Origin of the sequence: Bacteroides celer (genome assembly GCF_002632415.2) — a bacterium.
Taxonomy (GTDB): domain Bacteria; phylum Bacteroidota; class Bacteroidia; order Bacteroidales; family Bacteroidaceae; genus Bacteroides.
The window spans coordinates 4,069,097-4,089,556 of record NZ_CP178209.1 but is presented as its reverse complement, the minus strand read 5'-3'; the positions used below and the strand labels follow the sequence as shown (position 1 = coordinate 4,089,556).

The 20,460-nt window shown below is 43.3% G+C and carries 29 protein-coding genes; 18 read left to right on the top strand and 11 right to left on the bottom strand.

Annotation, left to right across the window (positions count from 1 at the left end; all coding sequences use genetic code 11):
- Positions 1-109: 109 nt before the first annotated feature.
- Positions 110-361, top strand: a complete 252-nt coding sequence (locus CJF29_RS16860; RefSeq protein WP_099147084.1) for a hypothetical protein — start codon at positions 110-112, stop codon at positions 359-361.
- A gap of 183 nt (positions 362-544) precedes the next feature.
- On the opposite strand, the gene CJF29_RS16855 is transcribed toward CJF29_RS16860, so the two are convergent.
- Entirely contained in the window at positions 545-796 is a 252-nt protein-coding gene (locus CJF29_RS16855; protein ID WP_141561027.1) for a hypothetical protein, read from the bottom strand.
- Between the two features lie 102 nt (positions 797-898).
- Between CJF29_RS16855 and CJF29_RS16850 the strand changes: the two genes are divergently transcribed.
- The 13 genes from CJF29_RS16850 (at position 899) to CJF29_RS16790 (ending at position 8,058) form a co-directional block, all read left to right on the top strand.
- The gene (locus tag CJF29_RS16850; RefSeq protein ID WP_176553159.1) at positions 899-1,072 is read left to right on the top strand and encodes a hypothetical protein; all 174 of its coding nucleotides are present in this window, start codon (positions 899-901) and stop codon (positions 1,070-1,072) included.
- A 265-nt stretch (positions 1,073-1,337) separates the two neighbouring features.
- Positions 1,338-3,407, top strand: coding sequence for a hypothetical protein (locus tag CJF29_RS16845; RefSeq protein WP_255299401.1), 2,070 nt, complete (start codon positions 1,338-1,340; stop codon positions 3,405-3,407).
- 29 nt (positions 3,408-3,436) lie between these two features.
- The gene (locus CJF29_RS16840; RefSeq protein WP_099147081.1) at positions 3,437-4,351 is read left to right on the top strand and encodes an AAA family ATPase; all 915 of its coding nucleotides are present in this window, start codon (positions 3,437-3,439) and stop codon (positions 4,349-4,351) included.
- Positions 4,348-4,782: an AAA family ATPase gene (locus CJF29_RS16835; protein WP_255299400.1), complete on the top strand. Its 435-nt coding sequence runs from the start codon at positions 4,348-4,350 to the stop codon at positions 4,780-4,782. Before CJF29_RS16840 ends, CJF29_RS16835 begins: the two co-directional genes overlap by 4 nt.
- A 24-nt stretch (positions 4,783-4,806) precedes the next feature.
- Entirely contained in the window at positions 4,807-5,025 is a 219-nt protein-coding gene (locus CJF29_RS16830; protein ID WP_255299399.1) for a hypothetical protein, read from the top strand.
- The gene (locus tag CJF29_RS16825; protein ID WP_099147080.1) at positions 4,991-5,425 is read left to right on the top strand and encodes a hypothetical protein; all 435 of its coding nucleotides are present in this window, start codon (positions 4,991-4,993) and stop codon (positions 5,423-5,425) included. The genes CJF29_RS16830 and CJF29_RS16825 overlap by 35 nt, the downstream gene beginning before the upstream one ends.
- On the top strand, positions 5,412-5,636 hold the full coding sequence (locus tag CJF29_RS16820) for a hypothetical protein (RefSeq protein WP_004303283.1): 225 nt from the start codon (positions 5,412-5,414) through the stop codon (positions 5,634-5,636). The genes CJF29_RS16825 and CJF29_RS16820 overlap by 14 nt, the downstream gene beginning before the upstream one ends.
- A 23-nt stretch (positions 5,637-5,659) precedes the next feature.
- Complete coding sequence (locus tag CJF29_RS16815; protein WP_004303282.1) at positions 5,660-6,307, top strand: DUF3164 family protein; 648 nt, start codon at positions 5,660-5,662, stop codon at positions 6,305-6,307.
- Positions 6,304-6,693, top strand: coding sequence for a hypothetical protein (locus CJF29_RS16810; RefSeq protein WP_099147079.1), 390 nt, complete (start codon positions 6,304-6,306; stop codon positions 6,691-6,693). The genes CJF29_RS16815 and CJF29_RS16810 overlap by 4 nt, the downstream gene beginning before the upstream one ends.
- On the top strand, positions 6,674-6,895 hold the full coding sequence (locus tag CJF29_RS16805; protein WP_099147078.1) for a hypothetical protein: 222 nt from the start codon (positions 6,674-6,676) through the stop codon (positions 6,893-6,895). The genes CJF29_RS16810 and CJF29_RS16805 overlap by 20 nt, the downstream gene beginning before the upstream one ends.
- Positions 6,896-6,908: 13 nt before the next feature.
- A complete protein-coding gene (locus CJF29_RS16800; RefSeq protein WP_099147077.1) occupies positions 6,909-7,202 on the top strand; it encodes a hypothetical protein in 294 nt (97 codons plus the stop codon).
- A 19-nt stretch (positions 7,203-7,221) separates the two neighbouring features.
- Positions 7,222-7,494, top strand: a complete 273-nt coding sequence (locus tag CJF29_RS16795) for a hypothetical protein (protein WP_099147076.1) — start codon at positions 7,222-7,224, stop codon at positions 7,492-7,494.
- A 255-nt stretch (positions 7,495-7,749) separates the two neighbouring features.
- Positions 7,750-8,058 (top strand): hypothetical protein, encoded by a 309-nt coding sequence (locus CJF29_RS16790; RefSeq protein WP_099147075.1) that lies wholly within the window; start codon positions 7,750-7,752, stop codon positions 8,056-8,058.
- 59 nt (positions 8,059-8,117) lie between these two features.
- Here CJF29_RS16790 and CJF29_RS16785 read toward each other — a convergent pair whose 3' ends face one another.
- The 4 genes from CJF29_RS16785 to CJF29_RS16770 all read right to left on the bottom strand — a co-directional run bounded on the left by CJF29_RS16785 (position 8,118) and on the right by CJF29_RS16770 (position 10,169).
- Positions 8,118-8,606 carry a formyltransferase family protein gene (locus CJF29_RS16785; protein WP_099147074.1) on the bottom strand — a complete coding sequence of 163 codons (489 nt, stop codon included), beginning with the start codon at positions 8,604-8,606 and terminating at the stop codon, positions 8,118-8,120.
- Positions 8,581-9,735 carry a GNAT family N-acetyltransferase gene (locus CJF29_RS16780; RefSeq protein ID WP_099147073.1) on the bottom strand — a complete coding sequence of 385 codons (1,155 nt, stop codon included), beginning with the start codon at positions 9,733-9,735 and terminating at the stop codon, positions 8,581-8,583. Before CJF29_RS16780 ends, CJF29_RS16785 begins: the two co-directional genes overlap by 26 nt.
- Positions 9,732-9,857: a hypothetical protein gene (locus tag CJF29_RS16775; RefSeq protein ID WP_004303272.1), complete on the bottom strand. Its 126-nt coding sequence runs from the start codon at positions 9,855-9,857 to the stop codon at positions 9,732-9,734. The genes CJF29_RS16780 and CJF29_RS16775 overlap by 4 nt, the downstream gene beginning before the upstream one ends.
- Positions 9,858-9,926: 69 nt before the next feature.
- A complete protein-coding gene (locus CJF29_RS16770) occupies positions 9,927-10,169 on the bottom strand; it encodes a hypothetical protein (RefSeq protein WP_099147095.1) in 243 nt (80 codons plus the stop codon).
- A 229-nt stretch (positions 10,170-10,398) separates the two neighbouring features.
- On the opposite strand from CJF29_RS16770, the gene CJF29_RS16765 reads away from it, so the two are divergent.
- Positions 10,399-10,656, top strand: coding sequence for a hypothetical protein (locus tag CJF29_RS16765; protein WP_099147072.1), 258 nt, complete (start codon positions 10,399-10,401; stop codon positions 10,654-10,656).
- 8 nt (positions 10,657-10,664) lie between these two features.
- On the opposite strand, the gene CJF29_RS16760 is transcribed toward CJF29_RS16765, so the two are convergent.
- The 6 genes from CJF29_RS16760 to CJF29_RS16735 form a co-directional block, all read right to left on the bottom strand.
- Positions 10,665-11,264, bottom strand: coding sequence for a hypothetical protein (locus tag CJF29_RS16760; RefSeq protein WP_004303269.1), 600 nt, complete (start codon positions 11,262-11,264; stop codon positions 10,665-10,667).
- A gap of 11 nt (positions 11,265-11,275) precedes the next feature.
- Positions 11,276-11,854, bottom strand: coding sequence for a hypothetical protein (locus CJF29_RS16755; protein ID WP_099147071.1), 579 nt, complete (start codon positions 11,852-11,854; stop codon positions 11,276-11,278).
- A gap of 86 nt (positions 11,855-11,940) precedes the next feature.
- A complete protein-coding gene (locus tag CJF29_RS16750) occupies positions 11,941-14,487 on the bottom strand; it encodes a DUF935 family protein (protein ID WP_099147070.1) in 2,547 nt (848 codons plus the stop codon).
- A 32-nt stretch (positions 14,488-14,519) separates the two neighbouring features.
- Positions 14,520-14,945 (bottom strand): hypothetical protein, encoded by a 426-nt coding sequence (locus CJF29_RS16745; protein WP_099147069.1) that lies wholly within the window; start codon positions 14,943-14,945, stop codon positions 14,520-14,522.
- 2 nt (positions 14,946-14,947) lie between these two features.
- Positions 14,948-16,486: a hypothetical protein gene (locus tag CJF29_RS16740; RefSeq protein WP_099147068.1), complete on the bottom strand. Its 1,539-nt coding sequence runs from the start codon at positions 16,484-16,486 to the stop codon at positions 14,948-14,950.
- On the bottom strand, positions 16,486-17,001 hold the full coding sequence (locus CJF29_RS16735) for a DUF1804 family protein (RefSeq protein ID WP_099147067.1): 516 nt from the start codon (positions 16,999-17,001) through the stop codon (positions 16,486-16,488). The genes CJF29_RS16740 and CJF29_RS16735 overlap by 1 nt, the downstream gene beginning before the upstream one ends.
- 203 nt (positions 17,002-17,204) lie before the next feature.
- On the opposite strand from CJF29_RS16735, the gene CJF29_RS16730 reads away from it, so the two are divergent.
- From CJF29_RS16730 to CJF29_RS16720, 3 genes are read left to right on the top strand one after another with little or no spacing between them, the layout of a single operon-like run.
- Positions 17,205-18,266: a Clp protease ClpP gene (locus tag CJF29_RS16730; protein ID WP_099147094.1), complete on the top strand. Its 1,062-nt coding sequence runs from the start codon at positions 17,205-17,207 to the stop codon at positions 18,264-18,266.
- Between the two features lie 26 nt (positions 18,267-18,292).
- Positions 18,293-19,225: a hypothetical protein gene (locus CJF29_RS16725; protein ID WP_099147066.1), complete on the top strand. Its 933-nt coding sequence runs from the start codon at positions 18,293-18,295 to the stop codon at positions 19,223-19,225.
- 11 nt (positions 19,226-19,236) lie between these two features.
- Entirely contained in the window at positions 19,237-20,460 is a 1,224-nt protein-coding gene (locus tag CJF29_RS16720) for a DUF2586 family protein (protein ID WP_099147065.1), read from the top strand.

Here is a 20,460-nt window from a genome sequence, read left to right as displayed (position 1 = left end):
TAAAATCTTCGCAAATTCCTTGCTTGATTACTAAAATCTTCGTAATATTGCAGCATGTTTCTTTGAAACAGCCCCCAAATATACAGAAAATATTAAATATTAGTGATATATGAGACAGAAAATAGAACTAAGTGCTTCAGGGAAAGCAAACCTTGCTAAAATTTTCGGAGTTAGCATACAGAATATAAGTCAAGCCCTTTTATTTCGTAGAAATAGTGAACAGGCTCGTAAAATTAGAGAAGCAGCTTTGATTAATGGTGGAAGTTTGGTACAAATCATAGATGTGACCGATGAATTAAAACGTACAGTTAAAGTTTTGGATTCTCACGGCAATGTAACAGGAGTAATAAGCAATAAATAAAAATCTGTAATGCAAAAGAATAAGATTTTGAAGCGTATAGATCGCATCATTTTTCAAGCCATTGTAATAGGTGATAACTTAACGATTGAAGACGTAACACGTATGGCTAACCATGTCAGATTTAGAAAGAAACTCTTTATGGTCAGCGATACATGTCGGGTTTCAGTAAAACGATTGTCTGATTCAGCGAGTGTATTCACAGTCGTCAATTACTACTACGTCGATAGCCTCTGCCTTAAGGAGCGTATCAGACACTATCTTGGCAAACTTCGGACAACAGCACTTCTTAATATGGGCATTAGTGAAGTTGTCGTCGTAATCATAAACGATACAGGCTTTTAGTTTGTGAGTAGGACATTTTATATCCCGGAGAATATTCTTGCACATTTCCTGATCGGATGCAAGTTTGGATTCTAAGTCATAAAAAAACATCATGGTTTTATAAATTTTGGTTTATAGCTACAAATGTAGCAAAACTATCTCGGTTCGGGAGAATAGGGATAGACTTTTAAAAACAATATTAAAAACGATATGCGTATGAAAACGATTAGAATGATTCAGAATGTAATGGTTGTGGCGGGTGTGATCACCGCTATAGCATTAGTAGATCAGATTGAAGTTTCCTCGTCAAAAATGTGGGCGGCTTTTGTAATAGCAGCCTTTTCTGTAATGACAGTTATTGAACGCGAATTGAGAGCGGAAAATAAGTAAATGGATAGCAAGTACAGAACTTCCCTGTTTTCAGGTAACACTATTAATTTGAATACCCCTATGTTTTCAATGGGTATGGTAAAAAGTAGGGAAGCAGCTACAATTTCGGGGCAGTGCCGAAACTTGCACAAGTAATAATATTAATATAATGGCTGAGATATTTAATAACCGGATTTGCGTTTTTGCAAATGAGTTAATCCTCTTTAACCCTAAAACGAAAGTAGGGAGTGAGGACGGATTCATAAACGAAAACACATACTACAAAATGAAAAAGAACGGTCAACTTATCGTACTCCGTCGTGGTATTCCCGGATGTCCTGCCCTAGTAGATTTTGAAACCATGAGAAAGGACGTAAAGAAAGAGTACATTGTACGTAAAGGTGACCCCCGTGCGGAAATTGCTACTAAAACACAGAAGTCCATACTGGAAGATGCGATTGTCTACGGTAACGCTGCCTATGAGTTTTTCAGTGTGAAATACCGCTATGATGGTGATAAGAAACTTCCGCCTGCGAAGGTTGACGAATATACCCTTAATGTGCGCATAATGAATGCACTCCTGTCCCTTCGCGATGGTCGTAAAGTTAACTCGATAGGTGGGGGAAGCACACGGATCAATGTTTGGGAAAAACTCTGCAAATTAAGCAATGATTTACTAACATTGAAAGACCCGAACGGGCGTGATATTTTTCCTCATAACTTACCAAAGAACTGGAAGTCTTTGAAACGTAAATGCGAGCAATATGAAGCGGCACGACGGATCAGCGAGGAAGAAGGCTATCGCAGTGTCATTCACAAATCGTATGGCAACAAATACGCGGCAGTCGTGATAAATGAGGACGCACAGGCAGTAATGCATAAGTTAATCGGTATGCATAACAATCTGAATAATGTTCAGATCATGGAGGAATATAACAAGGTGGCTTACTTTATGGACTGGAAGCCGATTGACAGTCCTACCACGGTCGAGAACTGGAGACAAAAGTTTGCTCTGACTACAATGGCAGGAAACAAAGGCAGTAAAGCCCTGAAAAATACACGCATGAAACAGATACACCGCGAAGCCCCGACACAAGCACTTACTTACTGGACGCTGGACGGATGGGATGCGGAACTGTTCTATCAGAAAAAGACTCCCAAAACGGTAAAGAAAAACGGTGAGGAAAAGAGATATATGTACACCACTTATACCAACCGGAAAACGATGGTAGTCGTACTTGACGCATGCGAAAAATATCCGGTAGGGTATGCCATTGGCGACCATGAATCACCCGCTCTTATTCGTGAAGCATTACGAAACGCGGTGCAGCATACCAAAGAGCTGTTTGGTAACCGCTATAAGCCTTTACAGCTACAAAGCGACAATTATCAAAAGAAGGTGATGGTTCCCTTCTATGAAGCCATGACTAAGTATTATACACCAGCCGCTTTAGGAAATGCAAAGTCCAAAATAGTAGAACCCTATTTCAAACACCTGAATGTGGAATACTGCCAAAAACAGGCGAATTGGTCAGGCTTCGGTATCACTGCAGAAAAAGATAACCAGCCTAATTTGGAAGTCTTAAACCAAAATCACAAGTTCATCCCGGATGAAGCCACCGTTATTGCGCAATTAGAGGCTATTATAGCGCAGGAACGGGCAAAGAAGATAGATGCTTACCTCGCTGCGTGGGAACGTACCGAAGAAGTCCGTAAAATGCCTTTCGGGATTGAGGAATATCTGATGCTCATGGGGGAAACAACCGGACGCACAAATAAGATTACTGGTTCGGGTATGTTTATCGAGTTCATGGGTGAACGAATCTGCTTCGACAGCTTCGACCTTTCTCTCCGCGACCATTACAACGAAGACTGGGTAGTACGCTTTGACCCGGACGATATGAGTCAGGTGCTTGTATCGAACGCAAAACGCCTGAAGTCCGGTCGCGTTGACAAAGAGATTGGGACATTACAATACATGTTGCAACGTGACATCAAAGTTCCGATGGCTTTGGCAGATCAGAAACCGGAGCACTTTGAATATCGGACACGGGTAGACAAGTTCAACTATGAAATTGCGGAAACGGTAAAAGAAAAGGTGAAAGACGTAGATAAACGGATTACTACTATTTGTCAGCGTATTCCTGAAATAGCTGCGGCAACAGTCCTTGACCGATACTTGATTACTGACAGTTTAGGGCAGCATAAGGATGTCCGGTCAAAAATGAGGGATGATGCCACAGATGCGGACTTTACGGAAGTAACCCAGCGTATTACCAAGCAAAGCGTAATGGTTTCCACCGGAGATGATGACGATTACGATTATAACCCGCTGGACATGAATTTTTCAAGATGATTTAAAAACAATTTAAAAAGATATATAACATGGAGAATCAAGCATTAAAAACGTACATAGAGAAGTTAATCACTCGCGGATCATCCGCAACAGAGTTAGCGCGGAAATGTGGAATATCAGACACCGCCATGTCTCAATTCAGAAGCGGCAAGTATGGAGCTAATGAAGACTCCATCGCTGAAAAGATTGCTTCCGGTCTTAATTATTATGAGAACGTTTGGAATGTAGTGGAAAGCGTCACCAGCTACCAGCAGGTACGTACTGCATTCGTGGCGGCTAAGAAAAATCACAAATGGATGTGTATATCTTCCCGTTCCGGCAGTGGGAAGACTCAATCCCTCATAGACCTTTATAACATGAGTGCTGATAATTCAGTTATATACCTGAAATGCCGGAAGTGGACAGCACGTAAATTCCTGACCAAGTTAGCCACATGCATGGGAGAAACAGTAACACGCTATATGGATAACGATGACCTTATGGACTTGATTGTTTCACACGTTAACCGTATGGCTGGAAAATCTCCTTTGTTAATCCTTGATGATGCCGGAAAACTGGCGCACAGTGCTCTTTGCACGTTTATACCGCTATATGATGACACTTTACACCGTTTGGGAGTTATCGTAGCCGGAACAGAGACGCTGGAACGTAATATAAAACGTTATGTTGGACGTATAGAAGGATATGATGAAATCGACGGTAGATTTTGCCGTAACTATATCACATTGCTGGGGGCTACAAAGAAAGATGTTAAAGCCATTTGCGCAGCAAACGGAATCAACGATATGGAGGAACAGGATACCATTTGGGGCAAGTTGAATAAAGAGAAAAAAGAACCCGTACCGGGAAAATCTGTTTGGTTTACCGATGATCTGCGCGAGCTGTCCGGCATGATTGAAGACCGTATTATCAAACAACAAATAGAGCGCGGAGAATTGGCATGAAAGTTTGGAGTCAGAAGAACCTAGAAGACATCCGACATGAATATATTGATTTTGATGGTGAATGGTATCTGGCATTCGGTCGTCCGGAAAGATCCGGTTGCTGGATCATTTACGGAAAGTCGGGACAAGGTAAAAGTTCTTTCGCTCTGCAACTGGCTCGCAAATTTGATGAAATGGGGCTTCGTGTTCTTTATCTGACATTGGAAATGGGCGCGTGTGACGACTTCGTGAACTCCGTGCTTGATGTAGGTATCAGCAGTAAGACAAACAATATAATCTACTCGGACGAAGCCACTATAAATGACTTGGAAGATTATCTGTCTAAGCAACGTAGCCCTGACGTGATAATGATAGACTCCATACAGTACTTCGAGCAACAGGGAGGAGCGAAAGCCCCTGAAATAATCCGCCTCCGCAAGAAGTTCCCATGAAAGATATTCATATTTATCTCACATGTGGACGGACGCGAGGTAGAAGGAAAAACGGCTTATGAAGTGAAACGTGACAGTTTTAAAAGAATATACGTAGAACATTTCAAGGCAACATTTATCGGACGTGGCAAAGGAGGTTCACGCGGATATTACATAGTTTGGGCGGAAGGGTATCAAAAACATTGGATTGAAAATATTAAAAGCGATAATGATGGAGCAGAAAATGAAGAAACCTATCAGTAAAAGCCTTATCAAGCGTTTGCATACAATATACAACGCGCAAGGCATTGATGACGAGCAAAAGCGGGCTATCCTGCTAGCCCTAACGGACGGACGGACAAATACCACAAAAGAGTTGACATACAGCGAAGCAATGTATCTCTGCGGCTATTTGAATGGTGCGAAAAAAGAAAACCGGGATTTGACTATCACCGAACGAGAAATAAGGAGACGCAGGTCGGCTGTCCTGAAGAGAGTGCAGCGGATCGGAATCGACACAACGGACTGGGGAGCGGTAAATGCGTTTTGCCTTGATGTCCGGATAGCAGGAAAGAAGTTTCGCGAACTGGACGGGGAAGAACTTCTCCTGTTGATACCGAAGCTGGAATCAATATTAAAGAAGAAAGAAGATGGCGGATATTAGTGCGGAACAACACCGGATTAACCGGATTAATGAATTACTGGATCGGCTTGACAAGATTCCCGGTGAACTGGATGCCATACACGAAAAATTGTATGCTGGGAATATGGATCGCAATACATTTGCGAAGTTGGTAGACCAAAGGTCATCGCTTTATATCGAAGCGGAAAACAAGGAACGGGAACTGAAAGAAGTATATAAAATCAAATTGTAATTAATCATTTAAAAGTTTATAGTATGGATATTAGTAAATTGTCAAAAGAAGAAAAGGCAGAACTGTTGCGTAAACTGAAAGAGGAAGAAAAAACAGAGTCCATTCAGCGGAAAGAAACCTACGAAGCATTGAGGCATCAATTCATGTTCGATGTGGAAAGTAAACTCATGCCAGTAGTGAATGATGTTCAGGGCTTTTATGATTGGATTGTGGGTGAAAGCAAGGCTTTCCGCAACGTAATGCGGGAATACGGTCAGCTCCGTATGCGTCAGGGTGAAGAGACCGCCACTTTTTCAGTAGTAGACGGGAACTTCAAACTGGAGGTAAAAAGCAATAAAGTGAAAAGTTTTGATGAACGTGCCGATCTCGCTGCCGAAAGGCTGATTGACTACCTGAAGAATTATATAGCCCATTCAGAAAAAGGAGTCGATGATCCGATGTATCAAATGGCAATGACGCTTCTCGAACGTAACCGTCAGGGGGATTTGGACTATAAGTCTATAAGCAAGTTGTATGAATTGGAGTCACGTTTTGATGAAGAATATGCGGCTATCATGCAGTTGTTCAAAGAAAGCAATGTGGTATATAAAACTGCAACTAATTACTATTTCCATAAGCGTGATGAAAACGGAGTATGGCGTCGTATTGAACCTTCATTTTGTAGATTATGATCATAGCAGTTGACTTTGACGGAACCATTAGCCGGGGGAAATTCCCGGCTATTGACGGGGAGCAGCCATACGCTGGCGAATCGCTCCGGAAATTACATGATGAAGGACATAAAATCATTATTTGGACGTGCCGTACTGGTGAACAGTTATTGAATGCCATCAACTGGCTGTTGGAACGCAAAATACCATTTGACCGTGTAAATGACCATGATCCTGAAAATGTTGCCAAATATGGGGAAGGCGGGAAAAAGATATATGCCCATTGCTATATCGATGACAAAAACATCGGAGGCTTTCCCGGATGGTTGCAATGTGTGGAAGAGATTGAACGCATGGAAGAAGCCTATAAGACTTCTTTAAAAGAAAATGAAACGTCCCCCTATTAAATTCATCATCCAAATAGATGAAGACCGACTCTCGGAACTTATTTATTACTGGAATTACTACGACAAGCCCTGTGACTTACTTTTCTGTAAACCGAAAACACCGGGGCTAGCCGCAGTAATATTGACGGTAGAAAGTGATGAGAGTGCGGACTTCCTATGGAGGGTAAAAGAAAAAACAGGGGCGAAGTTATATCAAAAATAAGACTAATACAATTATGAGCAAAAAAGACATTTTAATAAAATGGAAAACAGTTGAGACAATAACTCCACTTTTCCCTGATGGTGTGATTTATATAAAAGAAGATACTCCTATCGAATACCCTTTGGCACTTGTGCCCTTCCCGCTGGGGAGACACAAGAACGGAACAAAGAAACAAAAGAAGAATGCTAAATTAATAGCTGCTGCTCCTGAATTACTAAGAGCATGTAAGGAAGCACTTAGGTTTGTTTGTATTGAAGAACCCGCCTATGATATTTTATGCGATGCAATTAAAAAGGCTACTGAATAACCCTCAATAAAGAATAATAATGAAGATAACCGAAGATGATGTAGATATACTTCCGGGTTGCGTAATAATTGAAACGCTTAATCAGGAAAGGGATGTAAACAAATTGATGTACATCCATGAAGAACTTGCTCTAAAAGGTTACTTATTGGACGTGTGGGACTATGACTATATGGGCTTTTTCACTGCTGGGTTACACTCCACTACGGATGCTAATATAACCAACCATCGAGAGTACAAAGAGGAATTCATTCGGGACTTGGTGAATTGTATTAATGAACATTTGAAAGAGTAACGTAAAACAGAATAGAAAGGAATATTATGACACGAAAGGAATGCTTAGATAAGATTCAAGAAGCAGTTGACAATTTAGATACACTTCTTGCTGTAATAAAGTTACCATCTAAAACTACAATTAGGTGGGATTGTGAAGTATATGCAGATGAAGCGGACAAAATCACGAATGCACTCAATGCCCTACATACCAATTATGGGAACGAGACGAGAGAGGAATTTTGCGTAGGATTAGATAACGAATAATAAAGAAGAAATGAATAAGAATATACTCGTAAAGAAGGAAAAGCCTTTTTGTCAATTAAAGAAGCTTCCTGGGGTAAAGAAGTACAAAGTTGATGCATATTGGATTAACGATACTAGCGATATAGAACCGACACTAGAATTGGGATATGCGTGCACTTCTTCCGGAAATAACGGAGCTATAAACATTTGGAAGGATGATACAGGAATGATTCGCAGTGAATTAATGCGACACTTAGTAGTTGTTGAAAAAAGAACGTTTGTCAGCTATGCAGAAGTGGAAAAATGTGTTAGTAATTGGCTTAAAAGAATTAACGAATAACAATAATGAAGCCGTGCGGAACTTTTCTTCTGCACGGCTTTCGTTTTTTCTAAAAATGTTTATAACCGCTTGTCATAGCTTGAATAGCTTTCCACCTGCGGTATTTTTCGTATATATCCCATTTGAATGTTGTCCAAGCAACGTACCAGTGTCCTTTCCATAGCGGGTAGAATATCACGTTCGTAAAAATCACGCGGGCGGGCTGAATAGTCTATTTTGACTATTTCCTGTTCGCATATATCCCCCGTATCGAGTCCGTTATCCGCCCAAAACCATGTGGCGGCAGTGATTGGCTCTTGCCGTTTATAAGCCCATTTGATTGAAGACGCTCCACGCCCATACGGCAGTGGTGACGGGTGAAATATCAATGTCCCGTAAAGCGGTTCTTTCAACACTTCCACCGACACCTTTTCCGTCAGAAGCGGGGCAATGGCTAGATCATACACTCCGGTGCTTTCGTTCCAAACGCGGTGACCTTTCTCACGTACACAGGCTTCCGCTATTTTGTAAGCCTGTGAGTCCTTATTTCCTAATATCTTGATGATCATATTCCCCAATGTATTTAAATGCCTGTACTGCCCTGAAATGACCTCCGTATCCGGTAGAACATTTATCGGACTTTCCTTTTCTCTGCATGGACTTTGCCATCGAACTTGCACTTCTCGCCTTATTCGAACCATAAAGGCTGGCTCCCGTTTGTACCCATTTCTTTGAGTGTCGCAAGGCCCCGCATAACTGGGGGTGTGAAGTGTGGAAAAATACAGGTAGCTTTTTCCCGCAACGTCCATTCCCCTTCAGGTGGTATTCGCATACTGCAGCTAAAAATTTAGTACCAACTCCGATGCCTTGCCATTCCGGCATGACTACCAAACGCGTCGAGCGATACGCTCCAGCTGTGAAAAGGGGGGCTACTGCCAAATGGCATACAGGCTCGTTCCCAATGAAACCCACGAAATATTCCGCAGCAACGGGCAACGGCAAGTCTAAATAATAATGCTGTTTAAACAGTCTTGGGAATACACTTCCCCTGACTTTATAAATTTGAAGTTCGAGTCTTGGACGTTGCCGAAGACAGTCACGCTCGTAAAAGCGTGCCTCCGCAGTATCGTACACCCAATCCGGCTGCAACCATTCAATAATATCATAATGACAGGACAGAAGGACAATCTTACCTTTGCCACGTCTCCAAGTTTTTGAGAATGCTGCTGCACCCACTTTCGCGATCTGACGATCAATCACGGACGTAAATTCATCAACGACTGCACGCTCCGGACGTTCGCAAGCCAAGCGAGCTAAACCAGCGCGGAATTTCTCACCGTTCGACAGTACATTGAAAGGTCTTAACCATGCCGGAACATCACCCAAACCTACAGCCGAAAGCATTCCAGTGACTGTATTAAAATCCCCGTCCGGAGCGATGCAGTCAATAATAGGTTTATTACTGTCCCAACCGGAGTAAAGGTCATAAATCGGCTCGTTAAAGATTTTGCTTCCGATACTGGTTTTTCCACTTCCTGACGGTCCGACTATCAAACCTATTTGCCATTCCTTGTCCTCGATGGGCAATTCAGCTACCTTTTCCCAATCACAACCTTTTTCCGCATTGAAAAGGCTCTTTACCCTTGCAGCGCGATAGCTGTCAAAATCGCTGCAATGGTGTCGTACTTCTACTCTCATACACTTACTACCTTTAAAGTTAAACCTTCAGCTTTCAGGCGTTCATAAATAGCCTGCTGTTCCTTTTCATCTGTGCAAATGACGATAACGCCATATTGCGGTTTATACGTATATTTTCCCATAACTAATAATTTTGAGTTCGGGACAAAAGTACTCCGGGGCTGTCAATCCGGCACGATACATGAAGCCGTTTACACTGCAAACGTTTTGCAGTCACTTTGGAAACGCTTGATAAGACTATATACCTTTCTCTCACTGACAAGGTACTTGTCAGATAATGCTGCGACTATATAAGACACTTTCTCACCATGTCCTAACAGTTTCATATAATCCGCATACAGATCGATATAGCGACAATCCTCAAGCCGTATTCCGGCATCCCGCAATTTTTTCAGGAGCTCCCGATTAAAGTTTAGTATCTCTATGACCTTCATAATACAAATTTGATTATCTTTGCAATGCCAATCACATAAAGCAAAAATGCGAGTAGACGCAGCAAGGGTCTTTGCCCCCGGCTGTGCGTCTACTCGCATTTTGTTAGTATGTGATTGGCGTCTTTACTAACAGGCTGGGGGCTTTTTATAGCCTTTCCCCCGCAGGCTTATATTCAATTTTGACAAATCATTGGAAATCCGTATATTTGCGCTATAATAATGTTTTTTTATGCGGAATCCTGAAATGACCAAAATACGTGACCGGAAGATGGTAGAAACGTTCTATCATCTCTATGATAAAAAGCGCATCCGCTTAGAGGATGTTCTTTTGCGTATGAGTCATGACCTGTTCTTCCTCGATCATAACTACATCTATAAACGAATCTTTTATATATCGGAGAATTTATCATATTACGAGCAATTAAAAGAGGGCAAAAAGCCTGATTCAAAAAAGGACGATATAAGTCAACTAAGCCTTAGCTTTTAGGCGTTGTATCATAGATGATACAACGGTTCTTCGTCTTCCGCTTTCTCCGGTAAGCCCCCATTGCTAATTTTCATTTCACGGTCTTTCATATCGGCATGGCTTGCAAGTTCCATTGTGGTATAATCCATAATTTCACATTCAAAGCTGATCCGGTACAAGTTTCCTGCACCCCCCGACTCTTCCCGTCCGACATGGGTACGTCGGAGCGTGCCGAAGTTCTTCCCCGATTTCCCGTGTAGCATCATCCCCAGCAATGTCAACAGATCAAGGAAGGACAACGCCTCTTCCTGCATTGCCGCACCTTCACAGGTATCGGAAAAGGTTTCGTAAAACAGCCGGAAATCAATCTGTGTGTGAAGCCGTTGAACGAGTAACCCTTCGTCCTCGATGCCCAGTGTATTAAATTCAATGAATACAGCCGGAGACGGGAACGGATGCTCCTCATCGAGAAAACTGACCTGCTCATGCCACATGTCAATATGTTCAATCTCTGGTGTATTTTCCATCTGTTCCCTTAGCTCGGAATACTCATCCGGGATAGATGCCAGGAACTCATTTTTGCCCCGGATTATTTCAACCAGTTCTTTGTAACAGTCTGTCCAAATCATAATTATATTGATTAAATATTTGAGAATCGTTTGTCAATCTCCGATGTTATCCATGCGTCCAGCTGCTTCATAAATGTAGCCGACTCACCCATGTACTGACGTTTTGGAATCCTTATTTTACTGCCCGCCTTTTTGAGTGCCATACCTTTGTAAAAGGAAGCCATTGTAGACAGCCGCGCATTGGCTTTATTTTGCCGTAATTCACCGTTTTTCTTCTTTTGCATAGTTCCGGTCGATTTCATGTACAAAAACCAAAAATAACGCTTCATTCGCTCCGTTACGACAATATACCCGCCTTCATTGTGAATCTTGGCATACGACAGCGGATCAGTCTGAAAAGTAATGCGGTCTATTCCTCGACTGACTGCATGGATACTGTCGCGAAGTTTTCCGCTTTGTATCAATACACCGCGATCCGAACCAATAGTGAGCGATCTCTTTGCCCACGGTGTCAGTGATGTGTCAAGAAACCCCTGCCTGCGAAAATTCTGCTTGAAGAAGTTCACACCCGCAACTTTCGCATAGCGGTGCGCATCTTCTACCAGCGTGGATAATTCTTTGAAAAAATCAGGTAATTCAGTCCTTTCCATTTGTATTTCAAAATAAAATTGTATATTTGCAATGTTCGCGGCTGTAACAGGTCAAGAACTCCCTTCAGGAGTGTCAGTTTCGGCTGTCACTCCTGAAGTTCTTTTAAGAGCTTGGTAACCTTTCCGGCTTTCACGTCTTTCCACGATACCTTCACAGCCTTCCCACTATAAATGAATATCATCTGCTGTCCGGAGAACTTGTCCCCATATAGCTTATATATTCCATTCAACTTGTTCTGCACCATTTCGGGCTTGAGACTTTCAAATGCATCAAGGTTAAAAACCGTGTACTCACATTGCTGCTTACGTGAACTGTCCAGCCCGTTTTTGATACCGCCTAGTCCCTGAATGTTCTTCAGGTCTGCCAGCTTTTCGTTAATCAAATATTCCGGGTTCTTTACCCCGTCCTCGTTGATATGTGGGCGGATTTTAACTTTCATCTTTAGCTCTTTTGAAATCACCCGTGCGCTTTCGACATTTTTCACCAAGTCTTTCGGGTCGGCAAAATCGCTGATCATCACTTTCGACTCCGGATCACGATGATAAGGAGCGTATAATTTGCTTCTTTCCGTCTCTTTCCTGATTTTTTCCAAGTGTTCGTCAGGCATTGAAAAATACGGGTGAGCGACAGTGAATATTTCACCGGATTGCCCTACATTATTTGCAAAGGCATCCGGTATCGTCACGACAGGGGTGGCAGGGGTTTCAGGCTCATCCGTTTGCTCGACATAACACCTGCACCGATACCCGTTGGGCGGGTAGTTCTGCAGCCAAAACGAGTCGTTAATAGGTTTTACGACGCCATCCAGTATCCTATGTGACTCTCGTACCCTTTCATCCCCCGCAGTTACATATTTCAGGTTAGGCATGATATCCGCGTTCGCTTTGAACTCTTGCCACTCACTGGCGCGTCTGCCACTTGTTTCTGCCGTTTCAAATTCCGTCCGAAGATAGTTTTCATTGTAGTCCTTATTGATCGCCAGTGCTTTTTCCCGGAAATCCTTATAAGATAGCTTTTTGCCTTTTTCGTCGTAAAGGGCGTCATTCATCTCCTTAATTTCCTGATACGTCTTCGCTCCGGAGAACTTGAACAAGTTGTCACGTATCCGTTGAGGTTCTTCCGCCTGTTCCGGATCATCATAGTCATCTTTTCCCCATCCTTCAGCCGCCTTTTTATTCAGTTCCTCGTATGTCTTCCTGAATAATTCCTCGTCGATATCTCCCGTTTTGACTTTGCGCTCATAAACTTGTTTCATCACCCTGCCGATGATGCCGCTGAAATCATACTCCCCTGCTTCCATGACGGGTGACGTTACCGCTTCATCGTCCGGTTCGGTCTTTTTTTTTTGAGGGTCTGTTTTGGGCTGATTCGGCAGTGTTCCTCCCTGCTGCTCACCACCGGGATTTTTCTTTTGACCAATGATCGGAAGTCCCGTTTTCTTTGCGACCTCTTCGTGATCAAATTCAAAGGTATAAGCCAGTTTGTTAATCGCCTCAATATATTCCGTAATAGACAAACTTTCCGTATCGTCCCACTTTAATTTCAGTCTTTCAAGCGGCTTATAAACAGGGCTTATCTTTACCAGTTTAGGGATAATAATATAATTGAAATAGAACTGGAAAAGCATCTTATCATATTCGTGCCGTGACTTTTCAACACGTTCATGTACTTCTGCCGTTCCTTCCCACGCTCCATTCTCGGTCGTACCTGTTTGACCAAGCAAACGCTTACTGATTTGATTGTCACATCGTTCTTCTAATGGTAAAAAGGCATCGGTCGTGTTTCCACCGGCTTCTTTCCCATACTCGACCTTTTCATTTCCGGACAACACTGCAAAGAAATTATTCCTGAAGTCCAACATCATCTCGAATAATTCGTCCAAACGTTTTTTATCCTGTCTGTCTGAAGTAACGAAGACGGGCGGAATGCCGTATTTCTCAATGTAATTCATCCACGAGCCTAAGCCCAGTTTTTTGGCAAGCATGATAATTGCCAGTTCATTCAACATGCCCAAAGCCCACGCACTCCCGAACTGAACGTAATACGGTTCAAGTGCCCCGTCCTTATATGACCATCCGGTTTTGTCTGACTCTTCCTTGACGATTATCATCTGTTGCGGGATATAGTTGGACATGGGAACTTCTTCCACATGGCTGATTTCCAAGTTTTCATCAAGGTGGGAAATGTCGGCAAGTGAGACTCCCTGCATCTGGTGTAAAAAACATATCCGGATTAATTGGTGATACCACGGACGATCCAGCAATTTCTTCGCTTCCTCGTCCTCATTATCATTGTCATCTACAAGGTTGAACTCCGCCTGTTGTACAGGTAATACACGATTGTCAATCGTCGTTTGTAAATGCTCGTCATTGTACAACGATTGGTAGAACCGATATAATAAGCCACGTCGGGGATCATCCGGATCGGTTGCCGAAGTTACCGCCATGATCCAGTCATCAATGGTCTTTTCCCGGTAGACGATAGCCTGTCGTTTATAAGCAGCACCTGACGAAGATTGTGTCCCACTGCTATCCATCCGAAAATAATACTCATTAAGTACATTTTTCAGACTCATTCGACGAATGGCTTTCTGCTGAAACCAGCTGAATATTTCTCTTAACTTCTTATACATAACATACCTTTTAAAAGCGGTTTAAAAACTATTTAAAGAAACCATCCATTGTTCCGTGTGTGACCAAACAGAATGGGAGATTCTACATTACCTTCCTCGTCCGTTATCAAAGGAATTTCAGGAGGCAGCGACATGATCCCGTCGCGTAACTTGGCAAGCATAAGGTCAGCCCAGTCGCTCATATCTGATAACGGGTTATTTCCCGTTTTGCGGGCTGCATTCCGGCTTACTGCACGAAAGGCGGTAATACAGGATATTATCCGGATTAATAACCCTGTCCGTATCGGAGGAACACCGAATATCTTTTTCACGTCATAACGACCGCTTATGTAAGCAGATACTTCACTGATGACAAGGTCTTCAATTCCATCCAAGACTTCTTCATCTTTTTCGATACTTTCAACCAGCAACCGATTTTGTATGACGGTTGTCAGGTCATCCATGTTGATATACTTCATAGTTACCAAGTGTATTTACGTTTATATCGTCCCGCTTTCCACGGTCGTGTCGCGGGTTCGTCTTCCGATTGTGGAGTGTCAGTGTATATCTCCAGCTTTTTCACAGCCTGTTCGTCAGCGTCAGGGCTATCGTCATGTTCTGTCATGCCGGGTTCGACAGCATATAATTGCTTTAAACCGACAGCAATGTCCGGGTTTGCTTTCAGTTCCTCGTTGACATGCATCCGGGAATTTTGATAATATGGATGCATGCTTATCATGCGAAGTACCTTATTTGTTGTTTTGGGAGTCTGTACCGGGACTAAGTTCAGCTCTACACCTGTCTCCGTTTCGGCTTCCCCTATGATACGTTTCACTTCATCGTTCCAAAATTGGGATTCATACTGCCAAAAGCAAATAATGTCCTTTGCCTTGAATTCAGCCTGCTTCATGCACATCCACTGTACGCAGAGTTTCATCTTTGACTGCTTTACGAATCCGTCTATCAGCCAAAAATCGTTCTTGTGCCGTCCCCAAATCTTACAGGCATTAAAGTCACTCGTATCTGTTCCGGCATACGCAATGTCCCAATGTGCTACAATCGCATTCATTATGTGCAGGTCAGGGAGCTTTCCCCACTTCACCATTTCGGGCTTGAATATTTTACCCTTGACAAGTGGAACATGATTGTACTCCGCATGTGCCGCAAGAATACCCATATCCTTTTCCTGTTGCCGATAGAACTGTGCGGAATACATTGACTTCCACGCAGGTTCATACGTTACCGGGTCGTAGGCTTTCACCAAATGCCAGTCCCAATCGGGATGCCGTTGTTTAAGAATAGTTTGTACCATACGGGACGCAAAGCGGTTGTTTGCACCTATCAGACGCCTGCGTTTTCCCGTCATGGTTGCCAGTACGTCCGCTTCTATCCAGTCCGCATAATCATCCTGCATCCGGTTATTTTTGATTGTCTGTGGTGTCTCCAAGTCGTCAACCACCCACAAGTCAGGACGATGTGCACCCTTACGGAGTCCACGAACCTTTTGCTTCGCACCGAACGCCTTACAAATAAACCCGTTCATCGTCACGAAGTTTCCCTTCTCCCAATATCCGGGATTATACTGTTCGCCAAAGTCATGCTTCAGTAACTCGTTTGCTTCGAACTCCGCGCGTATATCTTCCAACAAGTCACACGCGCGATCAAACGTATCGGAAACGATACACATATAATGTGTCTCACCATTGATCCATAGCCATAAAGGAATAATCACGTCGTTCCATACCGATTTTGCAAGTCCGCGTCCCCATTCCGCATAGCCTTTGTAAATAGGATCGTTCATTACCTTGTTGGCATGCGCGATCTGAAAGTCCGCACAGTCTGCGGTTGCATAATGGGGAAGATAAGTCTCGACAAGGTATTTGACATCACTTTTTGCACGCTGTATGCGGTTCATCCGAACTGTCAGTGATTCGTCCGGATCAATCAAGTTGCCTGTGCACCGCGCACGCTTTAGCTTCTCCTGATACTCTTTGAGGGCTTTGCTATCTTCGACTTTCATTATCCTAACATTTTTGCGGCTTCATAAAGGTGGTTCTCCTGAAAGTCCAGTGTTTTGAAGTAAAGTTCGGCATTGTATGCCTTCATCGCATCGAATATCCTGCCCATTACATCAATGTATATAGCCAGTGTTATCCGGTTCTTTTTGTCTACCTCTTTGAGCTGGTTACCCCATTGCGCCACGCTGTTATCAAGCGTAGCCGCTTGTTTCCGCAGTTCCAGCACCTTGTCACTCTCACCTTCTGCAATGGCTTCGTCAATCATGCGCAACAGTTCCAGTTTTTGATCCGCAAGAATGTTGATAATCTGCTTCAGGTTGTCACCCTGTTTTTGTGACGAAATAACAGATGCCTGCCGTTCTTTTTTCCAAAGTGCGTCATTTTCATTGATCCAATTAGACACAGACCTTTCCGACACGTTGATACGTTCGGAAATCTCCTTGCACATCATTCCATCCCTTACATAAAGGTCGTGCGCTTCCTTCTTTAATTTACGGTAGTACTCTTTGCTTGGCATATCGCTTCCTTTCTTTTACGCAAGCAAAGGTCAGATTTCAACACCACCTGTGGAAAATGGCTTTTCATGTTGGAACGTATTCTTTCCAAGTTGGAAAAAATACGTCCTTGTTAACACTGTTTTTTTTCCAAGATGAAAACGCTTTTTCCGTACCCGCCTTTCCTTTCTCAATTTTGCAGCATGAAATTTTAAATATCGCGAAAATGAATCTGACTGCAACAGCGGAAAACGGACGTGCCCGGATTGAACTCAAAGGCACGATATCAAAATGGAGGGAGACGGAAGCGGAATTCACTTCTAAGGTTGAGCAACTGATAAAATCAGGAATCAAAGACGTGCACATCTATATCAATTCTCCCGGTGGTGAATGCTTCGAAGCTAATGAGATCGTGAACGTGATCAAGAGGTTTCCCGGCAAAATTACAGGTGAAGGTGGTGCACTGGTAGCTAGTGCGGCAACATACGTCGCTATTAACTGTACATCATTTTCCATGCCCGCTAACGGACTTTTTATGATTCACCAAGTCAGCGGGGGCGCATGCGGAAAAGTCGCTGATATTGAGTCTACGTTGGAGGTCATGCGCAAGCTGAATGACCACTACCTGAACGCTTTCCTTTCCAAGTGTACCGACAAGAAAAAAATCAAAGACGCATGGGATAAAGGTGACTACTGGATGAGCGCACAGGAAGCAAAGGAAAACGGCTTTGTGACGGAAGTAACAAGCAAGGCAAAGGTGGATAAGGCTACGGCACAAATGATTACCAATTGCGGCTATACAGGTGAAATTGAGATTACTGACTCTATTAATAACGAAAAATCAAAAAATGACATGGATTTAACAATGTTGACTTCCCGCTTCGGAATGGACGCAAGCTCCACGGAAGCACAATTTATCGCGCAGGTAGACGTGTGGAAACGCAAGGCAGACCGCGTCGAAATGCTCGAAAGACAAGAAGAGGAACGCAAAGAACAGGAGATCGAGAACGTCCTGAACAAAGCTATCAAGGAAAAAAGAATCACTGCTGACGTGCGCGACGATTGGAAAGCGAACCTGACCAGCAACTTTGATACCGCAAAGAAGTTGCTTGATGCCATCAAGCCCGTGGAAATGCCGGAAGTTCATGCTCCTAATCTGACAGATACCACAAACAAAAAGTTCGAAGACCTTCAAAACGATCCGGAGGCTTTGAAAAATATCATGGAGAAAAATCCGTCGGAATACGAACGTCTTTTAAATGACTACGTAAAGCGCAACGGAAAATAAAATACTAACCATTTAAAAAAAAGAATATGGCACTACCAGTAGACGGTTTTTATTTGAACAAGTACGTCGATCCTCAACTGTTGATCGAACGTCGCAATTACAGAGCGGACTTCATGCAAGTTTTAGGCTCTGTCCCTGCCGGAGCTTTAGCAGCAGATGGCATACGCAGAAATAAACTGATTAACAATGTCGGTTTCCGCGTAAATAATACAGAGGAATTCACTCCCAAAGCTATGACAGGACAAAATATCATAGTTCCCTGGGAGATTTACGACACAGAACCGACATCATGTACAGATGACGAAATCCGTTACCTTGCATTTGATAAACGGGCGTCTATTCGTGTGAAACATAACGAAGCCTTCCAAGTCGGTATCCGTAACCATGTCCTGTACAAGTTAGCTCCAAACGATAACGAAAAAAAAGAAATGCCAGTCATTAAAACAACAGGTGCTAATGACGGTACAGGACGACTCCGTTTGTGCTATAAAGATTTGGTTAACTTCGCAACGCAAGTTAAGACTTGGAATCTTCCAGTCAGTGACGCGCTTTATATGGTGCTTTGTCCTTTACACATGGGAGACTTGCTCTTGGATGAGAATGCATCCAAGTATTTCTATGACCGTACATTCTACGTTGATCCAATTACCGGAAAGCCGAAAGGATTCATGGGGCTAAAATTCTTTGAGAACAATGATACTCCATATTATAATGCGACTACATTGAAAAAGATTGATGAGGGAAAAGCTCCTGCCGACACGGATTTTCAGGCAAGTACCTTCTTTTATGCTCCTAATACGTATTATCACCTTGAAAGCGTAAAATCGCTGTATAAGCCGGAAACGACTGACACACGCAGTAAAAGTCCTACATCCGAATATCGTACTCAAACTTACGGCATTGTAGACCGTATCGAGGAATTCGGTGTTGGTGCAATTTTATCGGCTAAATCTGAATAACTACAATTATCATGGGAAATTTTACAGGAGTATCAATTAACAAAGTGAATGGCGGACTGGTACGGGATACCGATACCAGCGACCGCGTCATTTTGCTCGTGGTCGGTGGTTCGGAAATCGGAAAGCTTGAGTATTACAAGCCGGAAGTCCTGAACGATATCACCGATTTGGAAGCGTTGGGATGGGACGATACTATCGACCTTGAGAACAAGGAACTGGTGCATTATCATACCAGCGAAGTCTTCCGCCTGTCTCCGGAACGTTCACTGTATCTTATGCTAGTTCCGAAGTCTGAAAAGGTGTCAAGCCTGCTGACGAAAGAAGACTTTGTCAATGCGGTGCGTACCATCAACGGGGTAAATACCATTGGTATCTGCTCACTGACTGCGGACGAGACAATCACCGTAGCCGTACAAGAGACACAGAAGATGGTCAATAAATTCAGGGAAGACCATCTGTATATCGATGTGGTAGTATTGGAAGGGGGCGGTAAGTATATCAATGCCATTAATGATGCTGTCGATCTTCGGAAGCTGGACTCTGAAAATGTCGCTGTCGTGATAGGACAAGATCCGGCACAGGCAGCAAAGGACGAAGCGTACAGGACACATGCTGCCGTCGGCAGCGCACTCGGAATGTTATCTGTCCGCTATGTACATGAAAACATGGGCAGCGTCGATATTGAAAACCACCCACGGACAGCAAAGGGAACAAAGGACTATCCATTGACTAACAAACTGAACGGGCTTTGGCTGGATGCGGCTTTGAGCAATGGCAAACCCTTCTCGCAGTTGAGCGTATCCGACCAGAAAAATCTGACAGGCAAAGGGTATAACTTTGTCGGTAGCTTTCAAGGGTATGCCGGGTTCTTCTTCAGCAATTCATGTACTTGTACGGAAGCGGGCAGCGACTATGCTTACATAGAATATAACGCTGTTTGGAACAAGGCTGCACGCATCATCCGCAGTACTCTTTTGCCTCGTGTAAGAAGCAAGGTGAAGGCTGATCCGTCAACCGGATATATCAGTAACACCACGATCAGCAGTTGGGACGCGCTTGTCAAATCCGCACTGGAAAGCATGGTCAATTCGGAGAATATTGCGGACTTCGATATTTACATCAACCCCAAACAGATGGCTGTCAGCGACAAGCCTTTTAATATCAAGGTGAGACTGGTTGCGGACGGTATTGTACATGAGTTTGAGATTGATTTGGGTTTCACGAATAAAATCTAA